The 24,461-nt window shown below is 72.6% G+C and carries 18 protein-coding genes and 1 pseudogene; 9 read left to right on the forward strand and 10 right to left on the reverse strand.

All coding sequences use genetic code 11. The features are described from left to right. Positions 1-98 precede the first annotated feature (98 nt). Positions 99-1,157, forward strand: a pseudogene (locus tag HF526_RS26060) (tripartite tricarboxylate transporter permease); the annotation flags it as partial. A 21-nt stretch (positions 1,158-1,178) separates the two neighbouring features. Here HF526_RS26060 and HF526_RS26065 read toward each other — a convergent pair. After that, positions 1,179-3,755, reverse strand: a complete 2,577-nt coding sequence (locus tag HF526_RS26065; RefSeq protein ID WP_211177814.1) for a bifunctional lysylphosphatidylglycerol flippase/synthetase MprF — start codon at positions 3,753-3,755, stop codon at positions 1,179-1,181. Between the two features lie 88 nt (positions 3,756-3,843). Here HF526_RS26065 and HF526_RS35750 point away from each other — a divergent pair, with 88 nt between their 5' ends. The 7 genes from HF526_RS35750 to HF526_RS26100 all read left to right on the forward strand — a co-directional run bounded on the left by HF526_RS35750 (position 3,844) and on the right by HF526_RS26100 (position 11,578). Then, positions 3,844-5,814, forward strand: coding sequence for an APC family permease (locus HF526_RS35750; protein WP_338051754.1), 1,971 nt, complete (start codon positions 3,844-3,846; stop codon positions 5,812-5,814). A 67-nt stretch (positions 5,815-5,881) separates the two neighbouring features. Beyond that, entirely contained in the window at positions 5,882-6,139 is a 258-nt protein-coding gene (locus HF526_RS26075; RefSeq protein WP_169384214.1) for a hypothetical protein, read from the forward strand. 99 nt (positions 6,140-6,238) lie between these two features. Continuing rightward, the gene (locus HF526_RS26080) at positions 6,239-7,426 is read left to right on the forward strand and encodes a cytochrome P450 (RefSeq protein ID WP_338051755.1); all 1,188 of its coding nucleotides are present in this window, start codon (positions 6,239-6,241) and stop codon (positions 7,424-7,426) included. 44 nt (positions 7,427-7,470) lie between these two features. After that, a complete protein-coding gene (locus HF526_RS26085) occupies positions 7,471-8,814 on the forward strand; it encodes an MFS transporter (protein WP_169384215.1) in 1,344 nt (447 codons plus the stop codon). Positions 8,815-8,852: 38 nt separating this feature from the next. Next, positions 8,853-9,629, forward strand: coding sequence for an SDR family NAD(P)-dependent oxidoreductase (locus HF526_RS26090; RefSeq protein ID WP_169384216.1), 777 nt, complete (start codon positions 8,853-8,855; stop codon positions 9,627-9,629). Then, a complete protein-coding gene (locus HF526_RS26095; protein WP_169384217.1) occupies positions 9,626-10,978 on the forward strand; it encodes a UbiD family decarboxylase in 1,353 nt (450 codons plus the stop codon). Before HF526_RS26090 ends, HF526_RS26095 begins: the two co-directional genes overlap by 4 nt. 3 nt (positions 10,979-10,981) lie before the next feature. After that, the gene (locus HF526_RS26100; RefSeq protein ID WP_169384218.1) at positions 10,982-11,578 is read left to right on the forward strand and encodes a UbiX family flavin prenyltransferase; all 597 of its coding nucleotides are present in this window, start codon (positions 10,982-10,984) and stop codon (positions 11,576-11,578) included. Positions 11,579-11,589: 11 nt separating this feature from the next. Here HF526_RS26100 and HF526_RS26105 read toward each other — a convergent pair whose 3' ends face one another. The 9 genes from HF526_RS26105 to HF526_RS26145 are packed head-to-tail and all read right to left on the reverse strand — an operon-like array spanning position 11,590 to position 23,721. Next, complete coding sequence (locus HF526_RS26105) at positions 11,590-12,465, reverse strand: LysR substrate-binding domain-containing protein (RefSeq protein ID WP_169384219.1); 876 nt, start codon at positions 12,463-12,465, stop codon at positions 11,590-11,592. Positions 12,466-12,525: 60 nt separating this feature from the next. Further along, the gene (locus tag HF526_RS26110; RefSeq protein ID WP_169384220.1) at positions 12,526-14,244 is read right to left on the reverse strand and encodes an acyclic terpene utilization AtuA family protein; all 1,719 of its coding nucleotides are present in this window, start codon (positions 14,242-14,244) and stop codon (positions 12,526-12,528) included. Next, positions 14,241-15,056 (reverse strand): TIGR03084 family metal-binding protein, encoded by an 816-nt coding sequence (locus tag HF526_RS26115; protein WP_169384221.1) that lies wholly within the window; start codon positions 15,054-15,056, stop codon positions 14,241-14,243. Before HF526_RS26115 ends, HF526_RS26110 begins: the two co-directional genes overlap by 4 nt. A gap of 2 nt (positions 15,057-15,058) precedes the next feature. Beyond that, positions 15,059-15,820 (reverse strand): enoyl-CoA hydratase-related protein, encoded by a 762-nt coding sequence (locus HF526_RS26120; protein WP_169384222.1) that lies wholly within the window; start codon positions 15,818-15,820, stop codon positions 15,059-15,061. Further along, a complete protein-coding gene (locus HF526_RS26125; protein ID WP_169384223.1) occupies positions 15,817-17,328 on the reverse strand; it encodes a class I adenylate-forming enzyme family protein in 1,512 nt (503 codons plus the stop codon). The genes HF526_RS26120 and HF526_RS26125 overlap by 4 nt, the downstream gene beginning before the upstream one ends. Continuing rightward, positions 17,325-19,301 (reverse strand): ATP-binding protein, encoded by a 1,977-nt coding sequence (locus HF526_RS26130; RefSeq protein ID WP_169384224.1) that lies wholly within the window; start codon positions 19,299-19,301, stop codon positions 17,325-17,327. Before HF526_RS26130 ends, HF526_RS26125 begins: the two co-directional genes overlap by 4 nt. A 5-nt stretch (positions 19,302-19,306) precedes the next feature. Continuing rightward, the gene (locus HF526_RS26135) at positions 19,307-20,905 is read right to left on the reverse strand and encodes an acyl-CoA carboxylase subunit beta (protein WP_169384225.1); all 1,599 of its coding nucleotides are present in this window, start codon (positions 20,903-20,905) and stop codon (positions 19,307-19,309) included. Positions 20,906-20,907: 2 nt separating this feature from the next. Then, the gene (locus tag HF526_RS26140) at positions 20,908-22,554 is read right to left on the reverse strand and encodes an AMP-binding protein (protein WP_169384226.1); all 1,647 of its coding nucleotides are present in this window, start codon (positions 22,552-22,554) and stop codon (positions 20,908-20,910) included. Between the two features lie 12 nt (positions 22,555-22,566). Next, positions 22,567-23,721 (reverse strand): acyl-CoA dehydrogenase family protein, encoded by a 1,155-nt coding sequence (locus HF526_RS26145; RefSeq protein ID WP_169384246.1) that lies wholly within the window; start codon positions 23,719-23,721, stop codon positions 22,567-22,569. 67 nt (positions 23,722-23,788) lie between these two features. On the opposite strand from HF526_RS26145, the gene HF526_RS26150 reads away from it, so the two are divergent. Beyond that, positions 23,789-24,424, forward strand: a complete 636-nt coding sequence (locus HF526_RS26150) for a TetR/AcrR family transcriptional regulator (protein ID WP_169384227.1) — start codon at positions 23,789-23,791, stop codon at positions 24,422-24,424. Positions 24,425-24,461 lie beyond the last annotated feature (37 nt).

Raw genomic sequence — 24,461 nt, forward strand, 5'->3', positions numbered from 1 at the left:
CCTCCAGCCCTCCCCTGTTTGTCACGAACGGCACTTTCGTTCAAACCTATCGAGCGAAAGTGCCGTTCGTGACATATGTGCGCCCGCGCCCGTGGCGGGACTACTTCGCCGTGATGGTGCTCGCGTTCGTCGCGGTCACCTCGGTGCTCGGCCGGTCCCGGGTCCGCGGGTTCGCCGCGTTGGCGATCGGGCTGGCCATCGGCCTGGTCGGGCTGGACCCGCTCACCGGCGCGCAGCGGCTCACGTTCGGCGTCCCGCAGCTGGCCGACGGCATCGACGTGGTGATCGTCGCGGTCGGGCTGTTCGCGGTCGGCGAGGCGCTGTGGGTGGCCGCGCATCTGCGCCGCGGTGCCCAGCAGGTGATCCCCGTGGGCCGGCCGTGGCTGGACCGCGGGGACCTGCAGCGCACCTGGAAGCCGTGGCTGCGCGGCCCGTTCATCGGTTTCGGGTTCGGCGCGATCCCGGCCGGTGGCGCGGAGATCCCGACGTTCCTGTCCTACGTGCTGGAGCGGCGGTTGTCGAAGCGGCGCGACGAGTTCGGCTCGGGCGCGATCGAGGGTCTCGCCGGTCCGGAGTCGGCGGCCAGCGCCTCGTCGGCGGGGACGCTGACCTCGATGCTGACCCTGGGGCTGCCGACGACGGCGATCGCCGCGGTGCTGCTGGCCGCGTTCCAGCAGTTCGGCATCCAGCCCGGGCCGCTGCTGTTCGCGCGCGAGTCCGAGCTGGTCTGGACGCTGATCGCGAGCCTGTTCATCGGTCTGGTGCTGTTGCTGGTGCTCAACCTGCCACTGGCGCCGGTGTGGGCGAAGCTGCTGCGGGTCCCCCGGCCCTACCTGTACGCCGGCATCCTGTTCTTCGCCTGCATCGGGGCCTACGCGGTCAGCGGCCAGCCGATCGACCTGATCGTGCTGCTGATCATCGGGGCGATCGGGTTCCTGATGCGCCGCTACGGGCTGCCGGTGCTGCCCGCGATCCTCGGGGTGATCCTCGGCCCGGACGCGGAGCTGCAGCTGCGCCGGGCGCTGCAGATCGCCGACGGGGACGTGACGACCCTGGTGAGCACGCCGCTGTCGATCATGGTGTACACGGTGATCGCGGTGCTGCTGGGGCTGCCGTTGATCCGCAGGATGCTGCGCCGCGGGGCCGGTGTGCCGTGATCCTCGCGGCGTTCGCCGGGCTCAGCGCAGCACGGCGCGGGCGAGGCGGGTGGCCTGCCGGGCCGACAGGCGCGGCAGGTACGCCCGGCCGATGGCGTTGCCGATCGCGGGCAACGCGGTCGGGTCGGGGTAGGCCATGTACAGCGGGCGGTACACCGGCTGGAACTTCGCCTTGAACGCCAGGAGCGAGCGGAAGCCGTACACCGGCTCGAGCCGCCGGCCGGCCGCGTCGAGCAGCTTCTGCAGCCCGCCGATGGGCTCGCCGCGGTCGAGGCGGGCCAGCGGCGCGCCGGACAGCGACAGGAACTCGACGCCCTCGTCCTTGCAGCGCAATGCCGCGGAGGCGATGAGGAACTCCATCACGCCCTTGAAGCCGTCGGAGCGGCGGCGCATGAAGTCCAGGGTCCAGCCGACGATCTCGCCGTCGCAGCGGACCGGCAGCCAGCTGGTGACGCCGTGCACCGTGCGGTCGGCGTCGACGGCGATGAGCAGCCGCACCTCGTCGTCGTCGAGCTCCTCGAGGCCGCCGAGGGTGAAGCCCATCTCGGGCAGGCCCTTGTCGGCCACCCATTCCTCGGAGAGGGCCCGGATCTGGTCGGTGACGGCGAGCGGCGCGGTCCGGTAGCTGCACCACTCGGCGACCATGCCGGCCTTCTCGGCCTTGTTCAGCGCGGTCCGCACGTCCTGCCACTTCTTGCCGGTGAAGGCCAGCCCGGGCAGCGGCAGCACGGTCTCCTCGGCGACCTGCACCGTGCTCCAGCCCAGGCCCCGCGCGATGGCCTCGACCTCGGCGCCCACGCTGTACAGGCACGGCGTCCAGCCGTGGGCGTGACAGTGCTCGACGAACCCGCGCACCGCGCGCTCGCGGGCGGCCGGCTTACCGACCGGGTCCCCGGTGGTCACCGCGACACCGCCGATGACGCGGTAGGCGACGACCGCGGCGCCGTCGGGGGTGAACCAGTAGGTGTGCCCCGGCCAGGTCGTCATGAACGACAGCGACGAGCCGCTCGTGTCCTCGAGCAACTCCCGGACCCGCCGCTGGTCCGGTTCCGGGTCCCGCAGCCGGCTGCGGGTGAAGCTGACCAGCGCACCGGCCCCGACGACGATCCAGAACACCAGGCCGGTCCACTCGTACAGAATGGTGGCGACGCCGGAGACCGGCAGGAACGTGGGCTCGACCTCGCCCAGGTAGACCGGCGGCAGGAAGCGGACCGGCAGGTCACCGAGCAGCATGAGCAGCCCCGGCGGCCGGTCGTAGCCGTGGGCGACCAGCAGGCTGCCGCCGACGAACAGCACCGAGACGCCGGCGAGGGCGCCGGCGGCGACGCGGGCCCAGGCCCGGTAGGTGCCGACGGGGGCGCGCACGTCGAACCGGCCGCGGGCGGCGACGAGCACCACGGCGACCAGCAGCGGTTGCAGCGCGGGCAGCGCCAGCAGCAACCAGGCGTGCAGGTGCACCACGGCGCCGAGGATGATCCGCTGCTCCATCGGGACCGACGCGGTGTGCGCGGCCAGCGCGAGGCCCAGCGCGGCCAGGCCGAGGTTGAGCCCGAACGCCGCGAGCCACGCCGCCCGGCGGCCGCGGCGCAGCCCTTCGGCGGCAATGAGCAGCAGCACCACCGGCATCGCCGACATCAGCCCGGGCCCGAGCCCGGACAGCCGCAGCCGCGCCTGCAGCTCGGCGCACTCGCGCAGGGCGCCGCGATCGGTGCCGGCGCCGGCGCAGATCTGCTCGACGGTCAGCGCGTCGGGCGGTGGCGAGGCGAACACGAACCGCAGCACCGACAGCGGGCCGACCCGGGTCTGCGCCCACGCGGCGATGAGCGGGCCCAGCGCCGACGCGGCCACCAGCAACGCCACCAGCACGCGCGCCTCCGGCCGGGACGGCGTGCCGATCACCTGGTCGCGGCGTCCGCCCGGGCGCAGCCGGCCCAGCGTCAGCATCCCCAGGACCAGGCCGAACACCCCGGCGGCGAGGCGCAGCACGTCGCCCAGCAGCCCGGAGTAGAGCGCGAGCATGGCGAGCACGGCAAGCAGCACCAGCCGCAGCCGGCGCCGCCACAGCGCGGCCAACCCGGCGCTCGCGGCGAGCAGGGTGCCCACCAGCGCGGCGCCGGGCCCGACCGCGACCGCGACCTGCAGATGGTCGGCCCAGCGACCGCCGCCGATCGTGATGAGCGCGACCAGCCCGAGCCCGGCGAGCGTGCCGACGACCTGCACCACCCCGAGCAGCCCGGCGGTGCGCAGGCTGCCCAGCCGGCGCTCGGCGACCGGGAGCAACGCGACGATCGCGATGCTGTTCACCACGTAGGAGGCGAGACCGGGGCACCACGTCGCCGAGGTGAACAGGCTCCACCAGTGCCCGTCGCGCAGCGGTCCGGGGCCGGCGCCGATCGCGGCGCGCAGCTCGCGCGACGGCCCCCGCCAGAGGCTGCCGGTGACCGCCCCGATGACCCACAACAACGGCACCGACCCGACGGTGAGCGGCGCCCGCCGGAGCATCCGGACAACCGCCGGGGCGGCCCCGGCACCCGGTAGGCAGCAGCCCGGGTCCGGGCGACCGGCCCGTCCGGTGTCCACCCGTGTCGTGCCGGTCATCCGTGAGCCTCCTCAGGCGTCGCACAGCACTCTCCCAGCCGACGTCCCCGGATGGCCACCGAACAGCCCCGGAGGGGACGATGGGACTGTGGCGACCACCACACGACCTGCCGATGAGCTGAAGCACCGACTCGGTGACTGGCTGCTGCAAGGCCTGACCGACCGGGCCGGGCGACGACAGGGCCCGCACGCCCAGCCACCGCCGGAGCATCCCCGCCATCCCTGGTGGAAGGTGATGTGCCTGACCGGGGTCGACTACTTCTCGACGCTGGGTTACCAGCCTGGGATCGCGGCGCTGGCCGCCGGGCTGCTGTCCCCGCTGGCGACGATCATCCTGGTTCTGGTCACGCTGTTCGGCGCACTGCCGGTGTATCGGCGGGTGGCAGTGGAGAGCCCGCACGGCGAGGGGTCGATCGCCATGCTGGAGCGGCTGCTGCCGTTCTGGAAGGGCAAGCTCTTCGTTCTGGCGCTGCTCGGTTTCGCCGCGACCGACTTCATGATCACGATGACTCTGTCGGCGGCCGACGCCACCGCGCACCTGGTGGAGAACCCGCTGGTCCCGCGGGCGCTGCACGGCCACAACGTGGGCATCACGCTGCTGCTGCTGGCGGCACTCGGTGCGGTGTTCCTCGCCGGGTTCACCGAGGCCATCACCATCGCGGTGCTCCTCGTCGGCAGCTACCTCGCGCTCAACTGCGTCGTGGTGGTGGACGGCCTGTGGAACATCGCCACCGCGCCGGGGGTGTTCTTCGACTGGACGCGGCTGCTGGTGTCGCAGTACCCGAACCCCTGGCTGATGGTCGCGGTCGCCCTGATCGTGTTCCCGAAGCTCGCGCTGGGTCTGTCCGGTTTCGAGACCGGCGTCGCGGTGATGCCGCTGATCGACGGCGATCCGGACGACACCGAGGAGCGCCCGCGTGGGCGCATCCGCGGCGCCCGCAAGCTGCTCACCACCGCGGCGCTGATCATGAGCGCCTTCCTGATCACCAGCAGCCTGATCACGACGCTGCTCATCCCGGCACCGGAGTTCCAGCCCGGCGGGGCGGCCAACGGCCGGGCGCTGGCCTACCTCGCACACGAACACCTCGGCAACGCCTTCGGCACCGTCTACGACGTGAGCACGATGGCCATCCTGTGGTTCGCCGGCGCCTCGGCGATGGCCGGCCTGCTCAACCTGGTGCCGCGGTACCTGCCGCGATACGGGATGGCGCCGCACTGGGCGCAGGCCGTCCGCCCGCTGGTGCTCGTGTTCACCGCGATCGGATTCCTGATCACGATCCTGTTCGACGCCGACGTCGACGCGCAGGGCGGCGCGTACGCGACCGGGGTGCTGGTGCTCATCACCTCGGCGGCGATCGCGGTGACCCTGTCCGCCCGGCGGCGCGGACGGCGCCGGGCCGCCGCCGCCTTCGCGGTCATCTCCGCAATCTTCATCTACACGACGATCGTCAACATCATCGAACGACCGGAGGGCGTGCAGATCGCCTCCTGCTTCATCGCCGGCATCATCGCGGTGTCGTTCCTGTCGCGCGCGATCCGCGCGTTCGAGCTGCGGATCACCGCGGTGCACCTCGACGAGACGGCCGAGGAGTTCATCCGGGAGCTGGCCTCCGGGCCGATCCGGCTGATCGCGCACGAACCGCACGCCCGCGGCGAAGGCGAGACCGACCACGACGAGTACCGGAAGAAACTCGACGAGGAGCGCGCCGGGCATCACCTCCCCGACCCGGACAAGGTGCTGCTGGTCGAGGTGGACATCACCGACCCGTCGGAGTTCGAGTCCGAGCTGCATGTGCACGGCGAGCGACGCGGGCCCTACCGCGTGCTGCGGGTGTCCGGCCCGGCGGTGCCCAACGCGATCGCCGCGCTCCTGCTGCACATCCGGGACATGACCGGCGTCCCGCCGCACATCTACTTCGACTGGACCGAGGGAAACCCGGTGTTCCACCTGCTGCGTTACCTGTTCACCGGGGCCGGCGAGGTCGCCCCGGTCACCCGGGAGATCCTCCGCGAGGCCGAACCGGATCCGCGGCGCCGGCCCGCGGTGCACGTGGGCTGACACACCGCAGGTGTAGCCCGGACGGACGGGGGCACCCCCGTCACGGAACTGGGAAGGAGCGCTGGACATGGGGATCGAAGATCCTGACGATGACGTGCTCGAGCAGAAGCTGCCCGCCGTGCTCGACGCCGAGGACGACGAGCTCGACGATCTTCCCGACGATCTCACCGAGATACCGATCGAGGCCGATCCCGGCGACGTCGCCGAGGATCTGGAGGACCTGATCGTCGCGGTCCCGGGCGAGGCGCCGCTGGAGGCGGATCCGGCGGACGTCGCCGAGCAGCTGCGCTCCGTGCCGGTCGAGGAACCCGAGCTGGAGACCTGAGCCGGCTATCGCAGGCATAGTCAGTTGACGATCGACCGATAGCGAGCCACCTCACAGACTCAGGCGCGACAACACGCGTCGACGGAGGTGAGGGCACCGGTGCCCGACAGCGAGCCGACCACGGTCGAGAAGCCCCTGGAGTTCGATCCGCACTCCCCGGATCTGTCCCCCGACCGCGCCTACGAGTTGTACGCGGACCTGCGCTCGCAGTGTCCGGTTGCGCACAGCGAGAAGTACGGCGGGTACTGGGCGGTGTCGCGCTACGACGACGTCCGCGCCGTGGCGATGGACCACGAGACGTACTCCTCGACCGGCGGGGTCTACGTCCCCGCCGTGTCCGACAGCCGGTTCCCGCCGATCGACCACGACCCGCCGGAGCACGCCGGGTTCCGCGCCCTGATCGCCCCGCTGACCAGCGGCGCCGCGGCCAAGGCGATGGATCCGAAGATCCAGGCCACCGTCGACCGGCTGGTCGACGCGTTCATCGACCGGGGCCGTGCCGAGCTCGTCGACGAGCTGTCCACGCCGCTCCCGCTCGACGTCATCACCCAGCTCTACGACCTGGACGCGGAGCAGAGCGCGCACATCCGCTCCTACTCGCTGGAGTTCCTGGAGCACGCGTCGGGGCCGCGGGGCCGCGAGATCATCGACCGGGTCTGCGCCTACTGGATCTCGCTGTTCGACGAGCGCCGCGCCGAGCCGCGCGAGGACTTCATCACCGGTCTGCTCGAGGCCAACCAGGAGCTGCACGCGAGCGACGAAGAGCTCGCGAACATGATGTTCATCCTGACCTACGCGGGGCACGACTCGACCGCGCTCGGGTTGAGCAACACCCTGCTCTACCTCGCCGAACACCCCGAGGTGCAGCAGCGGCTCATCGACGAGCCGAAGCTGGTGCCGTCGATGATCGACGAGATCCTGCGCTACGAGACACCGCTGCACTGGTTCCCGCGTCAGCTCACCAAGGACACCTGCCTGCGCGGGATGGACATGAAGGCCGGTGAGCGGGTGCTGCTGCTGTTCGCCTCGGCCAACCGCGACCCCGAGGTGTTCGACCGGGCCGACGAGATCGTCATCGACCGTCGCCCCAACCGGCATCTCGCGTTCGGTGCGGGCATTCACACCTGCCCCGGCATGGCGCTGGCCAAGCTGGAGACGAAGCTGGCGGTCGAGACCGTGCTGCGCCGCATCCCCGGTTTCCGGGTCGACGGCACCGTCGAGCGGACCGACCCGCTCGAGGGCGGCGGCCGCCACCTCGGGGTGCGCACGCTCCCGGTGACCTGGTGAGCGCAGGGGCGGCAGCGGGCCCTCTCCGGCCCACCCGGCGGCAGATGATCACCGCAGGCAGCGCGTCGACCGTCGGTTTCGCGTTCGACCTGTTCGACCTGTTCATCCTGCTCTACGTGGCCTCGACGATCGGCCCGCTGTTCTTCCCGGCGGAGAGCGCCACCCTGCAGTTGGCCGCCACGTACGCGTCGTTCGGTGTGAGCCTGGTGATGCGGCCGCTCGGCGGGGCGGTGTTCGGCCGCTACGCCGACCGGCTGGGCCGGCGGCGCAGCATGATCGTGACGATCACCGGGGTCGGCCTGGCCACCGCGCTGATGGGCGCGCTGCCCACGCACGACACGATCGGGATGCTCGCGCCGGTGCTGTTCGTGGCGCTGCGCCTGGTGCAGGGCCTGCTCGTGGGCGGCGTGGTCGCCTCGACGCACACTCTCGGCACCGAGACCGTCCCGCAGCGCTGGCGCGGGCTGGTCTCCGGCCTGATCAGCGGCGGCGGCGCCGGGCTCGGCGCGGTCATCGCCTCGCTGGTGTTCCTCGCGGTGTCGGCGGCCTTCCCCGGACCGGCGTTCACCGAGTGGGGCTGGCGGGTCATGTTCTTCGCCGGCCTGCTGGCGTCGGCGTTCAGCCTGGTGCTGTTCCGCTTCATCGAGGAGTCGCCGCTGTGGGCCGCGGCGGCTCACAAGGCGACTCCGCAGCAGGCCGCGCGGGCCCGGGACCTGTGGGCGCCCGGCCGCCGGGTCGTGCTGCTGACCAGTCTCGGGCTGGTCGTCGGCGCGGGCGCGCAGTACTACCTGACCTCGGGGTTCCTGCCGACCTTCCTCGGCTCGGTCAACGAGGTGCCGGCCGGCTCGCGGGGTCTGCTCCTGGTGTGGATGAGCCTGGCGATCCTGCCGGTGGCGCTGCTGGTGGGGCACCTGTCCGAGTGCTTCGGCCGCCGACGGGTCTTCCTGGCCGTGGGCGGGGTCAACCTGGTCGCGCTGCCGCTGCTGGTGGCGGCGATGGCCGGCCTCGGCCCGACCGACACCGGCCCGCTGCTCGGCTACGGCCTGCTGCTCACCGTGCTGGCCAACGCGTCCTACGCCGCGGTGCCGATCTACCTCAACGAACGCTTCCCGACCCGGCTGCGGGCGACCGCGACGGCGGTGGTGTGGAACGGCGGGTTCGCCCTCGGCGGCCTGTCCACGACGTTCGTCACGGCGGCCAGCCCCACGGTCGCCGACATCCCCAGCCGGCTGGCGGTGTTCCTGCTGGGCTGCGTCGCGATCTTCCTGATCGGGGCCGCGCTGTCCCCGGAGACCCGGGGTGCGCTCGAGCGCCCCGACGCCGACGCGGCCGCCCAGCCCGGCCCCGAACCCGAATCCACCACCGCCACCGCCGCTCAGCAGGCATGACCGGCTCGACCAGGCACGACGTGCAGGAAAGGAATTCCATGACCTCCGAGGGACTCACCGGCCAGACCGTCATCGTCACCGGGGCCGGCGGCGGGATCGGCGGTGAGTACGTCAGCGCGTTCGCCGCGGCCGGTGCGAACGTGGTCGCCACCGACGTCGCCGCCGCGACCGACGCCGGTACCGCCCTGGCGGAGAAGGCCAGCGCCGCCGGCGCCGGCCGGGTGGTGTTCGTGGCCGCCGACGTCACCTCCGACGCCGACTGGGAGCGCGTCGTCGCCACGGCGACCGGCGAGTTCGGCCGGCTCGACGCGCTGGTCAACAACGCCGCCGTCTACCACGGGCTGGGCGGCAAGAAGCACCTCACCGAACTGACCAACGACGAGTGGGACCTGGTGCTCACCGTCAACGTGCGCGGCACCTGGCAGGCCATCAAGGCCGTCACCCCGGCGATGCGCGCGGGCGGCGGCGGCCGGATCGTCAACATCTCCTCGACGGTGGCGCGAATGGGCGCGCCCGGGTTCGCGCACTACGTCGCGTCCAAGGCCGCCGTCGACGGGCTGACCCGGGCCGCGGCCCGCGAGCTGGGCCCGGACTCCATCACGGTCAACGGCGTCGCCCCGGGCCTGGTCAGCGACGACGCGAGCCGGACGCTCAACACCGGCGACTACATCGCGATGGCCGCCAAGGGGCGCGCGCTGGGCCGGGAGATGGCTCCCGACGACCTGGTCGGTGCCGTGCTGTGGCTCGCGTCGCCGTCCAGCGGTTTCGTCACCGGGCAGACGGTCGTCGTCGACGGCGGCGGGGTGTTCGTGTGAGCACTGACCTCCGGTCCTGGCTCGACCTGCTCGACGGCCGCGGCGAGCTGGCCCGGCTGAGCGCCACGATCGAGCCCGACCAGGACGTGGCCGCGGTTCTGGAACGTGCCGACGGTCGCCGGGCCGTGCGCTTCGATCACGTCGCCGGCGCGGAGTTCCCGCTGGTCGGCAACACCGTCCTGGGGCGCGAGCACCTCGGGCTGGCGCTGGGCTGCGACCCGCACGAGGTCGCCGACCGGTTCGCCGCGGCGCTCGACGCCCCCCGTCCGTGCAAGCAGGTCGAGCAGGCGGACGCCCCGGTCTTCGCGAACCGGATGACCGGTGAGCGGCTGCTCTCCGCGCTGCCGCTCACCCGGCAGCACTCCCGCGACGGCGGGATGTACCTGACCTCGGCGCTGCTCGCGGTGCGCGACCCGGCGAGCGGGCGGATGAACCTGTCGATCAACCGGCTGCTCGCCGCCGGTGAGCGGGAGCTGCGGGCGCTGCTGCTGCCCGGGCGGCTGCGCGCGATCTTCACCGAGGCCGAGGCGGCCGGCCGCGACCTGGACGTCGCGCTGGTCCTCGGGGTGCACCCGGTGCTGGTGCTGGCCAGCCAGTCCCCCGCCGACCGGGCGCTGGACGATCTCGAGGTGGCCGGCGCGCTCGCGCCGGAGGCACTGCCGGTGGTGGCCGCGCCGACGGTGGACGCGCTGGTCCCGGCGGGGGCGGAGTTCGTGCTCGAGGGCCGGTTCCGCGCCGGGCGGCGCGAGGCCGAGGGTCCGTTCGGAGAGTACCCGCGGACCTACGGCCCGGGCGGGCCGGCGCCGGTGATCGAGCTGCTCGACGGCTGGCACCGCGACGACGCGGTGTTCCAGACGATCCTGTCCGGCGGCCGGGAGCACTTCTACGCCGGCGGGCTGCCCCGGGAGGCGATGTGCTTGCGGGCGCTGCGCCGGGCGGGGCTCGACGTGGCCGGGCTGCGGCTGCCCGAGTCGGGCTCGTGCCGGTTGTCCGCGATCGTCGCGCTGCGCAACCCGGCACCGGGCGCGGCGACCACCGCCATGCTCACCCTCTTCCTCACCGCCGCGACGATCAAGCACGTGACGGTGGTCGACGACGACGTCGACGTGCTCGACGACGAGCAGATCGGCTGGGCGGTGGCCACCCGGGTGCAGGCCGACCGCGACCTGCTGGTGGTCCCGAACGCCAAGGGCAGCAGCCTCGACCCGTCGGCGACCGGCGCGCTCACCGCCAAGCTGGGTGTCGACGCGACGGTGCCCGCCGCCGACCGCGAGAAGTACCGGCAGATGCGGGTCGTCCCGGCCGAACCCGAACGGGTTCGCGCACACCTCGCCGAGCTGGGGCTGTAGGACGTGCCCCGGATCATCGTCGCGCTGACCGGGGCGTCCGGGGCCGTCTACGGCATCCGGGCGCTGGAGTTGCTGCGCGAGCAGCCGGACGTCGAGACCCATCTGGTGATGACCAAGGCGGCCCGGGCCACGATCGGCTACGAGACCGACCGCAGCGTCGCGGAGGTCCGTGCGCTGGCCGACGTCGTGCACTCCGACAACGACCTCGGCGCGCCGATCTCCAGTGGGTCGTTCCGGACGGCGGGGATGCTGGTCGCGCCGTGCAGCGTCAAGACGCTGTCGGGCATCGCGTCGAGCTACGACGAGTCGCTCGTGGTGCGCGCGGCGGACGTGGTGCTCAAGGAGCGGCGGCGGCTGGTGCTGCTGCTGCGCGAGACGCCGCTGCACGCCGGGCACATCCGGCTGATGGCCGACGTGACGGCGTCGGGAGCGATCGTGATGCCCCCGGTGCCGGCCTTCTACACCCGGCCGGCCAGCGTCGCGGACATCGTCGACCACACGGTGGGGCGGGCGCTGGACCTGCTCGACGTCGACACCGAGGCGGTGCAGCGCTGGGACGGGGACCGGACGTCCGGGGACGGTACGGTCCACCGGCTCTGACCGCGCGCCGATCAGCGGCAGGCGGTGCGCCGCAGGATCGCCAGGAACGCCGCGACGGGCGGGGACTCCAGCGCGCTCTCCCGCCAGACCACGCCCAGCTCGCGGACGGCGGCGGCATCGCGCACCGCCACCGTGCCCTGCTCACCGCCGACCGCGAGGCGCGGCAGCAGGGCCACGCCCATCCCGGCACGCACCATGCCGTGCACGATCGAGAGCTGCCCGGTCTCCAGCGCGTGCCGGGGCCGGAACCCGGCGTCGGCGCAGAGCGCGTCGGCGAGGTCGCGCAGTCCGTAGCCGGGGCGCATCCCGACGAACGCCTCGCCGGCCAGGTCGCGCAGCCAGACCCCGTCGCTGCGGCGCAGCGGGTGCTCCGGCGGCACGAGCAGCACGATCGGCTCGCGGACGATCGTCTCGGAGCCGAGCCCGGCGAGCGAGGTGGGCAGCCGGGTCAGCGCCACGTCCAGCTCGCCCGACTGGACCATCTGCTCGAACTCGCGGGACACGTCGTGCTCGACGACCTGCACGGTGACGCCGGGATGCGCCTCCCGGAAGGCCGCGACGACGTCGGGCAGCAGGTGCGCGCCCACGCTGGGCAGCACACCGACCGAGACGCTGCCGCCGCGCAGGCCGGTCACCTCGCCGACGCGGTGCCGGCCCCGTTCGACCTCATCGAGGGCCCGGACGGCGTGTTCGAGCAGCGCGGCCCCGGCGGCGGTGAGCACGACGTGCCGTCCGGTGCGCTCGAACAGCCGGGCTCCGACGTCCTGCTCGAGCTTGCGGATCTGCACCGACAGTGACGGCTGGGAGAGGAACAGCCGGGCCGCGGCGCGGGTGAAGCTGCGTTCCTCGGCGACCGCGACGAAGTACCGCAGCTGATGCAGCTCCACCGCGGCACTCCCTCGTCGGCGTCTCGGGCATACGGTCTGGTTCAGACCGTATTGGGCACCCTATCCCGGGAGCAGGGAGATCGGAACGTCCACGACGCGGCTGCGCAGGTACTCCCCCAGACCCTTGGCCTGCGGGTCCGGCCGGACCGACGACGCGACGCCCTCCCCGAGGATCCCGCGCACCACGACGTTGAGCGCCCGCAGGTTCGGCAGCTCGAACCGCTCGATCTCGCACCCGGCGGCCTCCGGGCCGAGCAGCTCACGCAGCCGCTCCACGGTCAGGTACTCCCGCGCCCAGGCGTAGCCGGCGTCGTCGCGGGTCCACAGGCCGATGTTGGCGTTGCCGCCCTTGTCTCCGGACCGCGCCCCGCACACCGCACCTAACGGCGCCGACTTCGTCGGCGCCTGTGCGCGGAAAGAGTCGCTCGGGCGACTATTTCCGCGCACGGGCGACGTAGTCGCCGGGTCGGGGATGGTGCGGCGCTCGCCGTCGGGCAGGACGACGACGTGCTGCACCGCGTCGCGTGGGACGGCGGCGGGCCGGTAGACCCCGTAGGCCGACTCCGCCGACGGCGGGGTCGTGGTGTGGAAGCCCGGGTAGCCGGCCAGCGCGAGCTCCATCGTCGCGTTCGAGAACGCCCGGCCGACCTTGCGCGGGTCGGGATCCTTGACCGTGATCCGCAGGTGCGCGGTGGCCTGCTCGTTGGACGGCGCGTCGGGCCGGTCGAAGCGCAACAACCGGACGTCGACCTCGGCGAACCGCTCCCGGCCGCCGAGCACGTCGAACAGCTGCTGCTCGGCCCAGGCGGCCTTCTCCTCGATGTCCAGCCCAGTCAGCACGAGCGTCATCGTGTTCCGGAAGCCGCCGACGTCGTTGAGCGCGACCTTGAGCGTCTCCGGCGGCGGGCTGCCCTGCACGCCGGAGATCCGCACCCGGTCCGGGCCCTCCTGCGCGAGGTCGACGGTGTCGAAATGCGCGGTGACGTCCGGGCCCAGGTACGCCGGTTCGGCGATCTCGTAGAGCAGCTGCGCGGTCACCGTGCCGACCGAGACCAGCCCGCCGGTGCCGTCGTGCTTGGTGATGACCGACGAGCCGTCGGCGGCCACCTCGGCGATCGGGAAGCCCGGGTAGCGCCGGTCGGTGACCTCGTGCAGGAACGCGTAGTTGCCGCCGGTGGCCTGCGGGCCGCACTCGATGACGTGCCCGGCGACGACCGCGCCCGCGAGCCGGTCCCAGTCCGAGGGGTTCCAGCCGTGCCACCACGCCGCCGGCCCGACGACCAGCGACGCGTCGGTGACCCGCCCGGTGACCACGACGTCGGCGCCCGCGCCCAGCGCCTCCGCGATCCCCCAGCCGCCGAGGTAGGCGTTGGCCGACACCGGCTTCGCCTCGCCGACGGGCGGGGTGATCGCGGACAGGTTGCCGCGCAGGTCGTCGCCCTCCACGTGCGCGACCCGGACGCCGAGCCCGAGCCGGTCCGCCAGGTCGCGGACCGCCGCGGCCAGCCCGGCCGGATTCAGCCCGCCGGCGTTGGCGACGACCCTGATCCCGCGGTCCAGGCAGGTCCCGAGCACCTGCTCGAGCTGGGTGAGGAAGGTCTTCGCGTACCCGGCTGCCGGGTCCTTGGCCTGTGCCTTGGCCAGGATGAGCATGGTCAGCTCGGCGAGGTAGTCGCCGGTCAGGACGTCGATCGGGCCGCCGGAGACCATCTCCTTCGCGGCGGCGAGCCGGTCGCCGTAGAAGCCCGAGCAGTTGCCGATGCGCACGGGCCGCCTCATGCGTCGCTCCCGGAGAACTGCCCCGGCTTCCGGCCGGTGCCGGCGGTCCCGGCGAACGCCTGGGCGATCGACATCCACTCCGCCGCCGCCGGGCCGGTGATCTGCAGCGCGGTGTCGTCGCGGTGCCGACGCTGGGTGACGGCGAGGCAGAAGTCCAGCGCCGGGCCGGTGACCCGGTCGGCGGCATCCTCGGGGCCCCACGTCCACACGGCGCCGCTGGGCGCGGTCAGTTCGACCCGGACCGGCGCGGTCGGGGCGTCCTTCCCGTTCACGGCGTAGCTGAACGGCCGGGCGCCGACGCCGATGTGCGCGACGTGGCGCAGCCGGTCGGTGGGTTCGCGCTGCACACCCACGGTGTCGGCCACGTCCTGGCCGTGCGCCCAGGTCTCCATGATCCGCGCGGTCAGCGACGACGCGGCGCTCATCGCCGGTCCGAACCACGGCACCCGCAGCGACGGGTCCAGCCCGCGGAAATCCCGGATGAGCCGGGCCCGGGCGTCGTCGAACCACGCGAGCAGCTGCATGCCGGTCAGCTCCCGGTAGCGCTCGGCGATCTGGTCGGGGTCGATCCCGCCCGCCGCGACCGCCTTCTCCAGCTCGGTGCGGAACGCCTCCGGGTCGGTGGCCGACTGCACGGCGACGTCGTCGAAGTGGGCGAGGTGGGAGACCTGGTCCGCGATGGTCCAGCCCGCCGCCGGGGTGTCGCGGCGCCAGTCGTCCTCGTCGAGGCCGGCGAGCAGCGCACGCAACGCCGCGGACTCCGCCGCGAGGTCGTCGGCCAGCGCATCCATGAAGTCGCGAGTTACGGGCATCCCTACCGTCCCTTCCACACCGGCGTGCGCTTCTCCCGGAACGCGGCCGGGCCCTCCTGGGCGTCCTCGGACAGGTACACCGGCTCCCAGATCTCCTCGGCGCGGTCGTAGGCCGCTTCGCGCGGGTAGCGCGCGGACAGGTACGCGGTCTGCTTGGCCGCGCGCACCGACAGCGGCGCGTTGACCGCGATCCGCCGGGCCAGCGACTGCACGTGGTCACGCAGGTCCGGCGCCTGCACGACGTCGTTGACCAGCCCGATCTCGTGGGCCCGCCGGGCGCTGATCGGGTCGCCGGTCAGCAGGATCTGCAGGGCGATCCGCGGCGGCACCAGCCACGACAGCGGCGCGGCCCACGGCGCCCCGCGACCGACCTTCACCTCCGAGATCGCGAAGGTGGCGTGGTCCGCGGCGACGACCAGGTCGCACTGCTGGGCGAGCAGGAAGCCGCCGGCGAACGCGACCCCGTTGACCGCGGCGATGGTCGGCTTGGGCACCTCGATGTTGCGGCCGATCTGCGGCAGGAAGTCCGGGGGCGGGACCTCGAGCGCGGTCTCGGCCATCTCCTTGAGGTCGCCACCGGCACAGAACGCCTTGTCCCCGGCGCCGGTGAGGACGAGGACCTCGGCGCCGGTGTCGTCGTTGAAGCGCCGGACGCCGTCCCAGAGCCCGTCGCGGACCGCCTTGCTCAACGCGTTGCGCGCCTCCGGGCGGTTGATCGTCAGCCAGGCGATCCCCTCGTCGACCTCGTACGTCACCGGACTCACCGGAACATCCTGCGCAGCTCGGGCCGGTTCAGCTTGCCGCTGCCGGTGCGCGGCAGGGCGTCGACGATCTCGATGCGACGCGGCCGGTGCATGCCGGACAGGTTGGGGTCGGTCGCGCAGTAGGCGGCGACGTCGTCGGCGGTGACGCCGTCGCGGCTCGCCACGACGACGGCGGTGACCTGCTCGACCCAGCGCTCGTGCGGGGTGCCGATCACCGCGACCTCGGCCAGGTCCGGGCAGTTCGCCAGGTGCTCCTCGACCATCTGCGGGAAGATGTTCTCCCCGCCCGAGACGATCATGTCGTCGATCCGGTCGACGTAGTAGAGGTAGCCGTCGGCGTCGCGCGACATGAGGTCGCCGGTGCGGAACCAGCCGTCGACCCACTTCTCGTCGTGCAGCTCCGGGCGGTTCCAGTAGCCGGGGGTCACCGCGTCGCCGCGGACCCACAGCTCGCCGACCTCGCCGGACCCCGGTTCCAGGTCCGGGCCTCCGGACGGCGGGACGAGCCGGGTCTGCACCACCTGCTCCATCGCCCGGCCCATCGAGTTCGGCCGGCGCGGCTCGCCCGGCCGGTAGGAGACGACGAGCCCGCTCTGCTCGGTCTGGCCGTAGATCTCGGTGCCGACGATCCCGGTGCCGGCCGCGAGCCGCTCGATCGCCGCGTTCGGCGTCCGGGACCCGCCGAACATGCAGATCCGGAACGAGTCGAGCACGACCGGCGCGCCGACGGTGCGATTCCCGACGTCGATCATCATCGTGGAGATGAGGCCGCCGTACGTGGGCCGCAGCTTCGTCGCCCTTTCGAGCCAGGCCAGCGGATCCCATCTCGCCATGAACGTGATCTGCCCGCCGCGCAGCAGCACCGGCAGGCTCGCCAGCTGCAGGCCGCCGACGTGGAACAGCGGCATGCAGTTCAGGACGTGGTCCGCGGCCGTGAGGTCGTAGAGGTCGATCACGCCCTCGACCTGGGCGGTGATGTTGCGGTGGGTCTGCCGGACGCCCTTGGGCACCCCGGTCGATCCCGAGGTGTACATCAGCAGCGCGTCGTCGCGGTCCAGCCGCGGCTCGACGCGGTGCACCGGCTGGCGCGCCGCGACGGCCGCGGCGAACCCGCCGCCCGGCCCGGTCGTGAGGATGCGCTCGGCGACCGGCAGGCCGTCGAGCACCGTGCACAGCCGGGCGACGTCGCCGGGCAGCGCGACGAGGTGCGTCGCGCCGGAGTCGGCGACGGCGTGGCGCAACGCGGCCTCGGGGAACAGGTAGTTCAGCGGGACGCCGACCCCTCCGGCCTGCCAGGTGCCGAGCAGCCCGGGCAGGTACTCGAGCTGGTTGGGCAGGTAGAACGCGACCCGGTCGCCGGGGCGCAGGCCCTGGGCGAGAAGGAAGGCCGCGAACCGGCCGCCGAGCTCGGCGAAGTGCGCGTAGCCGATCTCCTCGTCGTCGAGCCGCAGCGCGACCTGGCCCGCGTGGTCGGCGGCCGCCCTCCGGAGCAGGGTCGCGATGTTCATGCCCCGGCCTCCTCCGTCGCTTCGACGACGGCCAGCACCTGCCCGGTGTCGACCTGGTCGCCGCGGACGACGTGCACCTCGGTGACCGTACCGTCGGCGGGCGCGGTGATGGTGTGCTCCATCTTCATCGCCTCCAGAACGATCAGCGGCCGGCCCGCGGCGACGGTGTCCCCCGGTTCGGCGAGCACCCGGACGACGCCGCCCGGCATCGGTGCGAGCAGCGAACCGGCGTGCTGCGCGGCCGACGGGTCGGCGAACCGCGGCACCGTCACCAGCGCTGCGGACCCGATCGGGCTGTCCACGTAGGACGTATCCCCGGCGCGGTGCACGAAGAAGGTCCGGCGGACTCCGCCGATCTCCAGGTCCACTTCGGTGGGTGCCGCGGCGAGCACCCGGACACCGGTGAGGGGCTCGCCGTCGACGGTCACCGTGACGCCGTCGCGGGTGTACCGGTAGGCGACCTCGACCGCGCGCCCGCCGAGCGTGTAGCTCACCCGCTGCGGGGCGCCGCCGACGTTGCGCCAGCCCGAGGGCAGCGTGGCCAGCACCGTCGCGGCGGCCCGGTTCCCGGCCTGTCCGGCGAGCGCGGCGGCCGCGGCCAGCGCGGCCACCGCGTCGCCGGGGGGTGCGCCGAGGGCAGCCGGGTCGTGCCGGGCCAGGTAGCCGGTGTCGGTGCGGCCGGCGAGGAACTCCTGCTCACGCAGGATGCCGGCCAGCAGATCGCGGTTGGTCGTGACGCCATGGATCCGGGCCTGCTGCAGTGCTCTGGCGAGCCGCCGCGCCGCGTCGGCGCGAGTGGCGCCGTGCGCGATCACCTTGGCCAGCATCGGGTCGTAGTGCGTGCCGACCACCGAGCCGTCGACGACGCCGGCGTCGACCCGGACGCCCGGGCCCGGCGGAACCGCGAACCGGTGCAGGGTGCCGGTCGCCGGCAGGAACCCGGCCGGGACGTCCTCGGCGTAGAGCCGCACCTCGATCGCGTGCCCGTCGATGCGCGCGTCCAGCACGGCGGGCGGCAGCGGCTCGCCCTCGGCCACCCGCAGCTGCAGCTCGACGAGATCGAGCCCGGTGACGAGCTCGGTGACCGGGTGCTCGACCTGGAGCCGGGTGTTCACCTCGAGGAAGAAGAACTCGCCCGAGTCGGTGAGCACGAACTCGACGGTGCCCGCCCCGACGTAGCCGATCGCCTTGCCCGCGGCCACCGCGGCCGCACCCAGCTCGGCGCGCAGTGCGTCGTCGACGGCCGGCGACGGCGCCTCCTCGACGATCTTCTGGTAGCGCCGCTGGATCGAGCACTCGCGCTCGAACAGGTGCACCACGCTGCCGTGCGCGTCGCCGAAGATCTGCACCTCGACGTGGCGGGGGTCGACGACGAAGCGCTCCAGGAACACCGTGCCGTCGCCGAAGGCCGACGCGGCCTCGCGACGGGCGCCCTCGACGGCATCGGCGAGATCGGCCGGCCCCCGGACCACCCGCATCCCGCGCCCGCCACCGCCGAACGCCGCCTTGACCAGCAGCGGGAAGCCGATCCGCGCGGCCACGGCGGCGAGATCGGTCTCCTCGGTCACGGTGGCACCGGGCAGCACCGGGACCCCGGCCGCCTCCATCAGCGCCTTGGCCTCCAGCTTGGAGCCCATCGCGGCGATGGCCTCCGGCGGCGGGCCGACGAAGATCAGGCCGGCGTCGGCGCAGGCCCGGGCGAACCCGGCGTTCTCCGACAGGAACCCGTAGCCGGGGTGGACCGCGTCGGCGCCGGCGGCCCGGGCCGCGGAGATGATCAGATCGGTGCGCAGGTAGGTGTCGGCGGGCGCGGCGCCCGGCAGCCGGACCGCCTCGTCGGCGAGCGCGACGAACGGGGCGTCGGCATCCGGGTCGGAGAACACGGCCACGGTGGCGATCCCGAGCGCGTGCGCGGTGCGCATGACCCGGGCGGCGATCTCGCCGCGGTTGGCGATCAGCAGTTTCTGGATCATCGAGCTCACATCCGGAAGACGCCGAAGCCACGGCGGCCGGCGACGGTGTTGGAGTGCACGGCGGACAGCGACATGCCGAGCACGGTGCGGGTGTCGCGCGGATCGATGATCCCGTCGTCGTAGAGCCGCGCGGTCACGTAGAACGCGTGCGACTCGGCCTCGATCTGCCTCTCGATGGCGGCGGTGCGCTTCGCGTCCGCGTCCTCGTCGAACGGGCGTCCCTGCGACGCCGCCGACGCCCGCCCGACGATCGACATCACCCCGGCGAGCTGCGCCGCTCCCATGACCGCGAGCTTGGCCCCGGGCCAGGCGAACATCAACCGCGGGTCGTAGGCCCGCCCGGACATGCCGTAGTTGCCCGCGCCGAACGACGACGCCATGTTGACGGTCAGGTGCGGGACCGCGCTGTTGGTCACCGCGTTGATCATCTTGGCGCCGTCCTTGATGATCCCGCCCTGCTCGTAGCTGGTGCCGACCATGTATCCGGTGGTGTTCTGCAGGAAGATCAACGGGGTGTCGGTCTGGTTGGCCAGCAGGATGAACTCGCTGGCTTTCTTGGCCTCCTCGCTGAACAGCACGCCGCGGTGATTGGCCAGCACTCCGACCGGATAACCGTGGATCCGGGCCCACCCGGTGACCAGCGAGGTGCCGTAGAGCGGCTTGTACTCGTCGAACTCCGAGCCGTCGACGGTGCGGGCGAGGATCTCGCGCGGGTCGAAGGGCACCTTGATGTCGGAGGAGACGATGCCGAGGATCTCGTCGGGGTCGTAACGGGGCGGCGCCGGATCCGGAGCCGGGACCGGGCCGAGCTTGCGCCAGTTGATCCGGGCCATGATCTCGCGGCCGATCCGGATGGCGTCGTACTCGTCGACGGCGAAGTGGTCGGACAGCCCGGAGACTCTGCTGTGCATCTCGGCGCCGCCGAGCGCCTCGTCGTCGGCGTCCTCGCCGGTGGCCATCTTGACCAGCGGCGGGCCGCCGAGGAACACCTTGGCCTGCTTGTCCACCAGCACCGCGTAGTCGCACATGCCGGGGACGTACGCCCCACCGGCGGTGGAGTTGCCGAACACCAGCGCGACGGTCGGGATCGCCAGCGCCGACAGCTCGGTGAGCTCGTGGAAGATCCGCCCGGCCGGCACGAACAGGTCGGCCTGGGTGGGCAGGTCGGCCCCACCGGACTCCACCAGGTTGACCACCGGCAGCCGGTTGACCCGCGCGATCTCCAAGGCGCGCAGCGTCTTGCGCAGCGAGTACGGGTTCATCGCGCCGCCGCGGACCGTCGGGTCGTGCCCGATGACCATGCACTCCACACCGGACACCACGCCGATCCCGGTGACCACGGTGGCGCCGACGGTGAACTCGGTGCCCCACGCGGCCAGGCTCGACAGCTCCAGGAACGGGCTGTCCGGGTCGAGCAGCAGCTCGATGCGCTCACGCACGAGCAGCCGGCCGCGATCGCGGTGGCGCCGGGCGTAGCGCTCCCCGCCACCGGCGATGGCCAGCTCCAACTGCTCGTTCAGCTGGTCGAGCACGGCGAGCTGGGCGGCGCGGTTGGCCTGGAAGGTCTCGTTCGACGTGTCGACGGTCGATCTCAGGACGGGCATCGTCAGCCTTCGTAGTGGGTCGCGTGCCGCTCGCGCACGACGTTCTTCTGGATCTTGCCGGTGGAGGTGCGGGGCAGTTCGTCGGTGATGATGACGGACTTGGGGACCTTGTAGCCGTCGAGACGCGCCTTGAGCTTCGCGGTCAGCTCGGCCTCGTCGAGGGTCTCGCCCGGCTTGGGCACGACGACGGCGGTGATCGCCTCGCTCCACCGCTCGTGCGGCAGCCCGACCACGACCACCTCGCCGACCCGTTCGTCCGCGGCGTAGACGGCCTTCTCCACCTCGATGGAGGCGACGTTCTCCCCGCCGGTCTTGATGACGTCCTTGTAGCGGTCGGCGAACCACAGCACGCCGTCGTCGTCGAAGCTTCCGACATCGCCGGAGTGGAACCAGCCGTGCGCGAACGCCTCCGCGGTGGCCTCGGGGTTGTGCAGGTAGCCGTTCATCGTGCTCGGCCCGCGGTAGACGATCTCGCCCTGCTCACCGGTGGGCAGCAGCTCCCCGTCCGGGCCCATGATCGCGACCTGAACGCCGGTGATCGGGGTGCCGACCGCGCCGATGTGGCTCAGCTGGTGCTCGGGGCGGAACAGCGTGGTCACCGGGCTCATCTCGGTCTGTCCGAACAGGAGCGCGAAGTCGCACCCGAACCCGTCGAGCGCGCGGCGGATCAGCTCGTCGGGCATCGGGGCCATGGCGTAGACCGCACGCTTGAGGCTGGAGAGGTCCCGACCGGCGAACGACGGGTGGTCGAGCATCGCCCGGTACATCATCGGCAGCCCGAACACCTGGGTGATCCGCTCGCGCTCGATCAGGTCCAGCAGCACCGCCGGGTCGAATCCGCGCAGCACGTGGATGGTCGCCCCGACCAGCACCGCCGGCGTGCAGAACGCGTTGAGCTGCGCGGTGTGGAACATCGGCATCATCGCCACGAACCGGTCGGCGGCGTTCCACCCCGAGTCGAGCGCGCTCGACATCGACTCCAGGTAGATCCCCAGGTGGCTGCCCACCACGCCCTTGGGGAACGAGGTGGTGCCGGACGTGTAGAGGTAGCTCAGCGCGTCCCGGTCGCCGACGACGCACTCCGGTTCGGTGTCCACCTCGGACGCCAGCATGTCGAGCGTGACCCAGTGCCGGTCGGCGGGTTCGGCGGCGTACGGCGCGCCGGTCCCCGGGGCCACCATCACGTCGGCCACATCGGACGCCTGCGTGATCGCCTCGCTCATCGCCGCGACGAGCTGGGTCTCCACGACGATGCCCCGGGCACCGGAGTGCCCGAGCACGTAGGCCACCTCGTCCGGGCGCCAGCCGAGGTTGATCGGCACACAGACCACGCCGAGCTTCGCGCACGCGTAGTAGACGGCGAGGAACTCCGCGCTGTTGCCGGAGGCGAGCCCGAGCGCGTCGCCCCGGGCGTACCCCCGGCCGGCCAATCCGTGCGCGAGCCGGTTGACCCACGCGTTGAACTCCGCGTAGCTCCACCGCCGCTCCCCGTCCACGACCGCGAGCCGCCCCGCCCGCGCCGCAGCGGTCCGCGTCAACGAGTCCCCGACATTGACCCGGTGCACGAGGTCCGGCTCGGGTGCGGCGAACGTGGCCTTCGCTGCGTCAGATGCACCGAACGCCGCTCTCGCTTCCGCGTCTTCGTGCATGGGGGCCTCCGGTCAGTAGGAGCGGGGGAGGTTCAGGGAGTGCTGGGCGACGTAGTTGAGGATCATTTCGCGGTTCACGGGGGCGATCCGGAGCAGCCGGGCCAGGCCCCAGTACGGCAGCAGCCCGAACTCGCCGGCCAGGCCGTTGCCGCCGTGGGTCTGCACGGCCGCGTCGACCGCGGCGAGCGCGGCCTCGGCGGCGGCGTACTTGGCCATGTTCGACGCCTCCCCGGCCGGTAGCCCGTGATCGTGCAGCCAGGCCGCCTTCTGCGTCATCAGCGCGGCGAGTTCGGTCTCGATCTTCGCCTGGGCCAGCGGGTGCGCCACACCCTGGTGCGCGCCGATCGGCCGGTCCCAGACCTGGCGTTCGTTCGCATACTGCGCGGCGCGGCCCAGCGCGTAGCGGGCGATCCCGACGCAGAGCGCGGCCCCGGTGATCCGCTCCGGGTTGAGCCCGCGGAACACCTGCCGGAAGCCCTGGCCCTCCTCGCCGACCAGCGATCCGGGGCCCACCCGGACGTCGTCGAAGTGCAGCACGTACTGCTTCTCCGGCAGCATCACGTCCACCGGCAGCGGGGTGCGGACCAGCCCGGGGGCATCGGTGGGCACGACGAACAGCGACATCCGGGCACTGCCGTCCTCGCCGCGGCCGCTGCGCGCGACGACGAGCAGCGCGTCGGCCTCGTCGACGCCGGAGATGTAGTGCTTGGTGCCGTTCAGCAACCAGTCGCCGCCTGCGTCGCGGGTGGCCGTGGTGGCGAGCTTGTGCGTGTTCGACCCGGCGTCCGGCTCGGTGATCGCGAAGACGACCTTGCTCTCCCCGCTCGCCAACCCGGGCAACCACCGCTTGCGCTGCTCGTCGCTGCCGAACTCGGAGATCACCTCGGCCGAGATGGCCGCGGAGACCAGCAGCAGGAGCAGCGGGGTGCCCTGCGCGGCGATCTCCTCGCACACCATGGCGAGCTCGACGAGCCCGCCGCCCCCACCTCCGTAGGCCTCCGGGACGTTCACCCCGATGAACCCGGCGGCGCCGAGCGCGGCCCACAGCTCGTCGCACGGCTCGCCCGCGCGGGCGTGCTCGGCGTAGTACCGCCCGCCGAAGCCGGCCGCGATCGCGCCGACGGCGGCTCGCAGATCGCGGTGCTCGTCGCTGTCGATGAAGTCCACCATGGCTCCAGACGTGATCAGCCGTTCACTGATGGCGACCATAGCGGCCGACTGTCATGATGGCCAGATGGTGAGCAAGCGGCCGCCGGCTCCGCGACGACAGCGCGATCCGGAGCGCAAGGCGCGGATCCTGGCCGCCGCGGCCGAGCTGACCGCGAGGCGGGGATTCCATGCCGTCGCAATGGCTGACATCGGTGCCGAGGCCGGGATCGTGGGCTCCGGGATCTATCGTCACTTCGACAGCAAGGACGCCATCCTGGTGGCCCTGCTCGACCAGGTGATGGACCGGCTGCAGACCCGTGCGGCCACCATCGTCTCGACCGCACCGAACGACCGTGCGGCGCTGTCCGCGCTGGTCCGCGACCACATTCACGTCGCCGTTCAGGATCGCAACGTGCTCGCCGTCTACCACCGGGAGATCCACAACCTGCCCGAGGAGGACCGTCGCAGGCTGCGCCGCAAGCAGCGGCACTACATCGAGGAGTGGGTGCACGTCCTGGCGCCGCTGCGCCGCGACCTGGCCGACGGCGAGATCCGCCTGGCGGTGCACGCCGCCATCGGCGCCATCCAGTCCACCCTGTTCTTCCGCAGCGGCCTGAGCACCGAGCGGCTCGCCGGACTGCTCGACGCGGTGGCGCACGCGTGCCTCGGAGTGACTCCCGAGCCCACCGACAGAAGTGAACTGCTGATGACTAACACTTGATCCGAGCGGCCCCGAACGGAATGCTGTCGGACATCGG

The organism is Pseudonocardia acidicola (assembly GCF_012911935.1).
Lineage (GTDB): Bacteria > Actinomycetota > Actinomycetes > Mycobacteriales > Pseudonocardiaceae > Pseudonocardia > Pseudonocardia acidicola.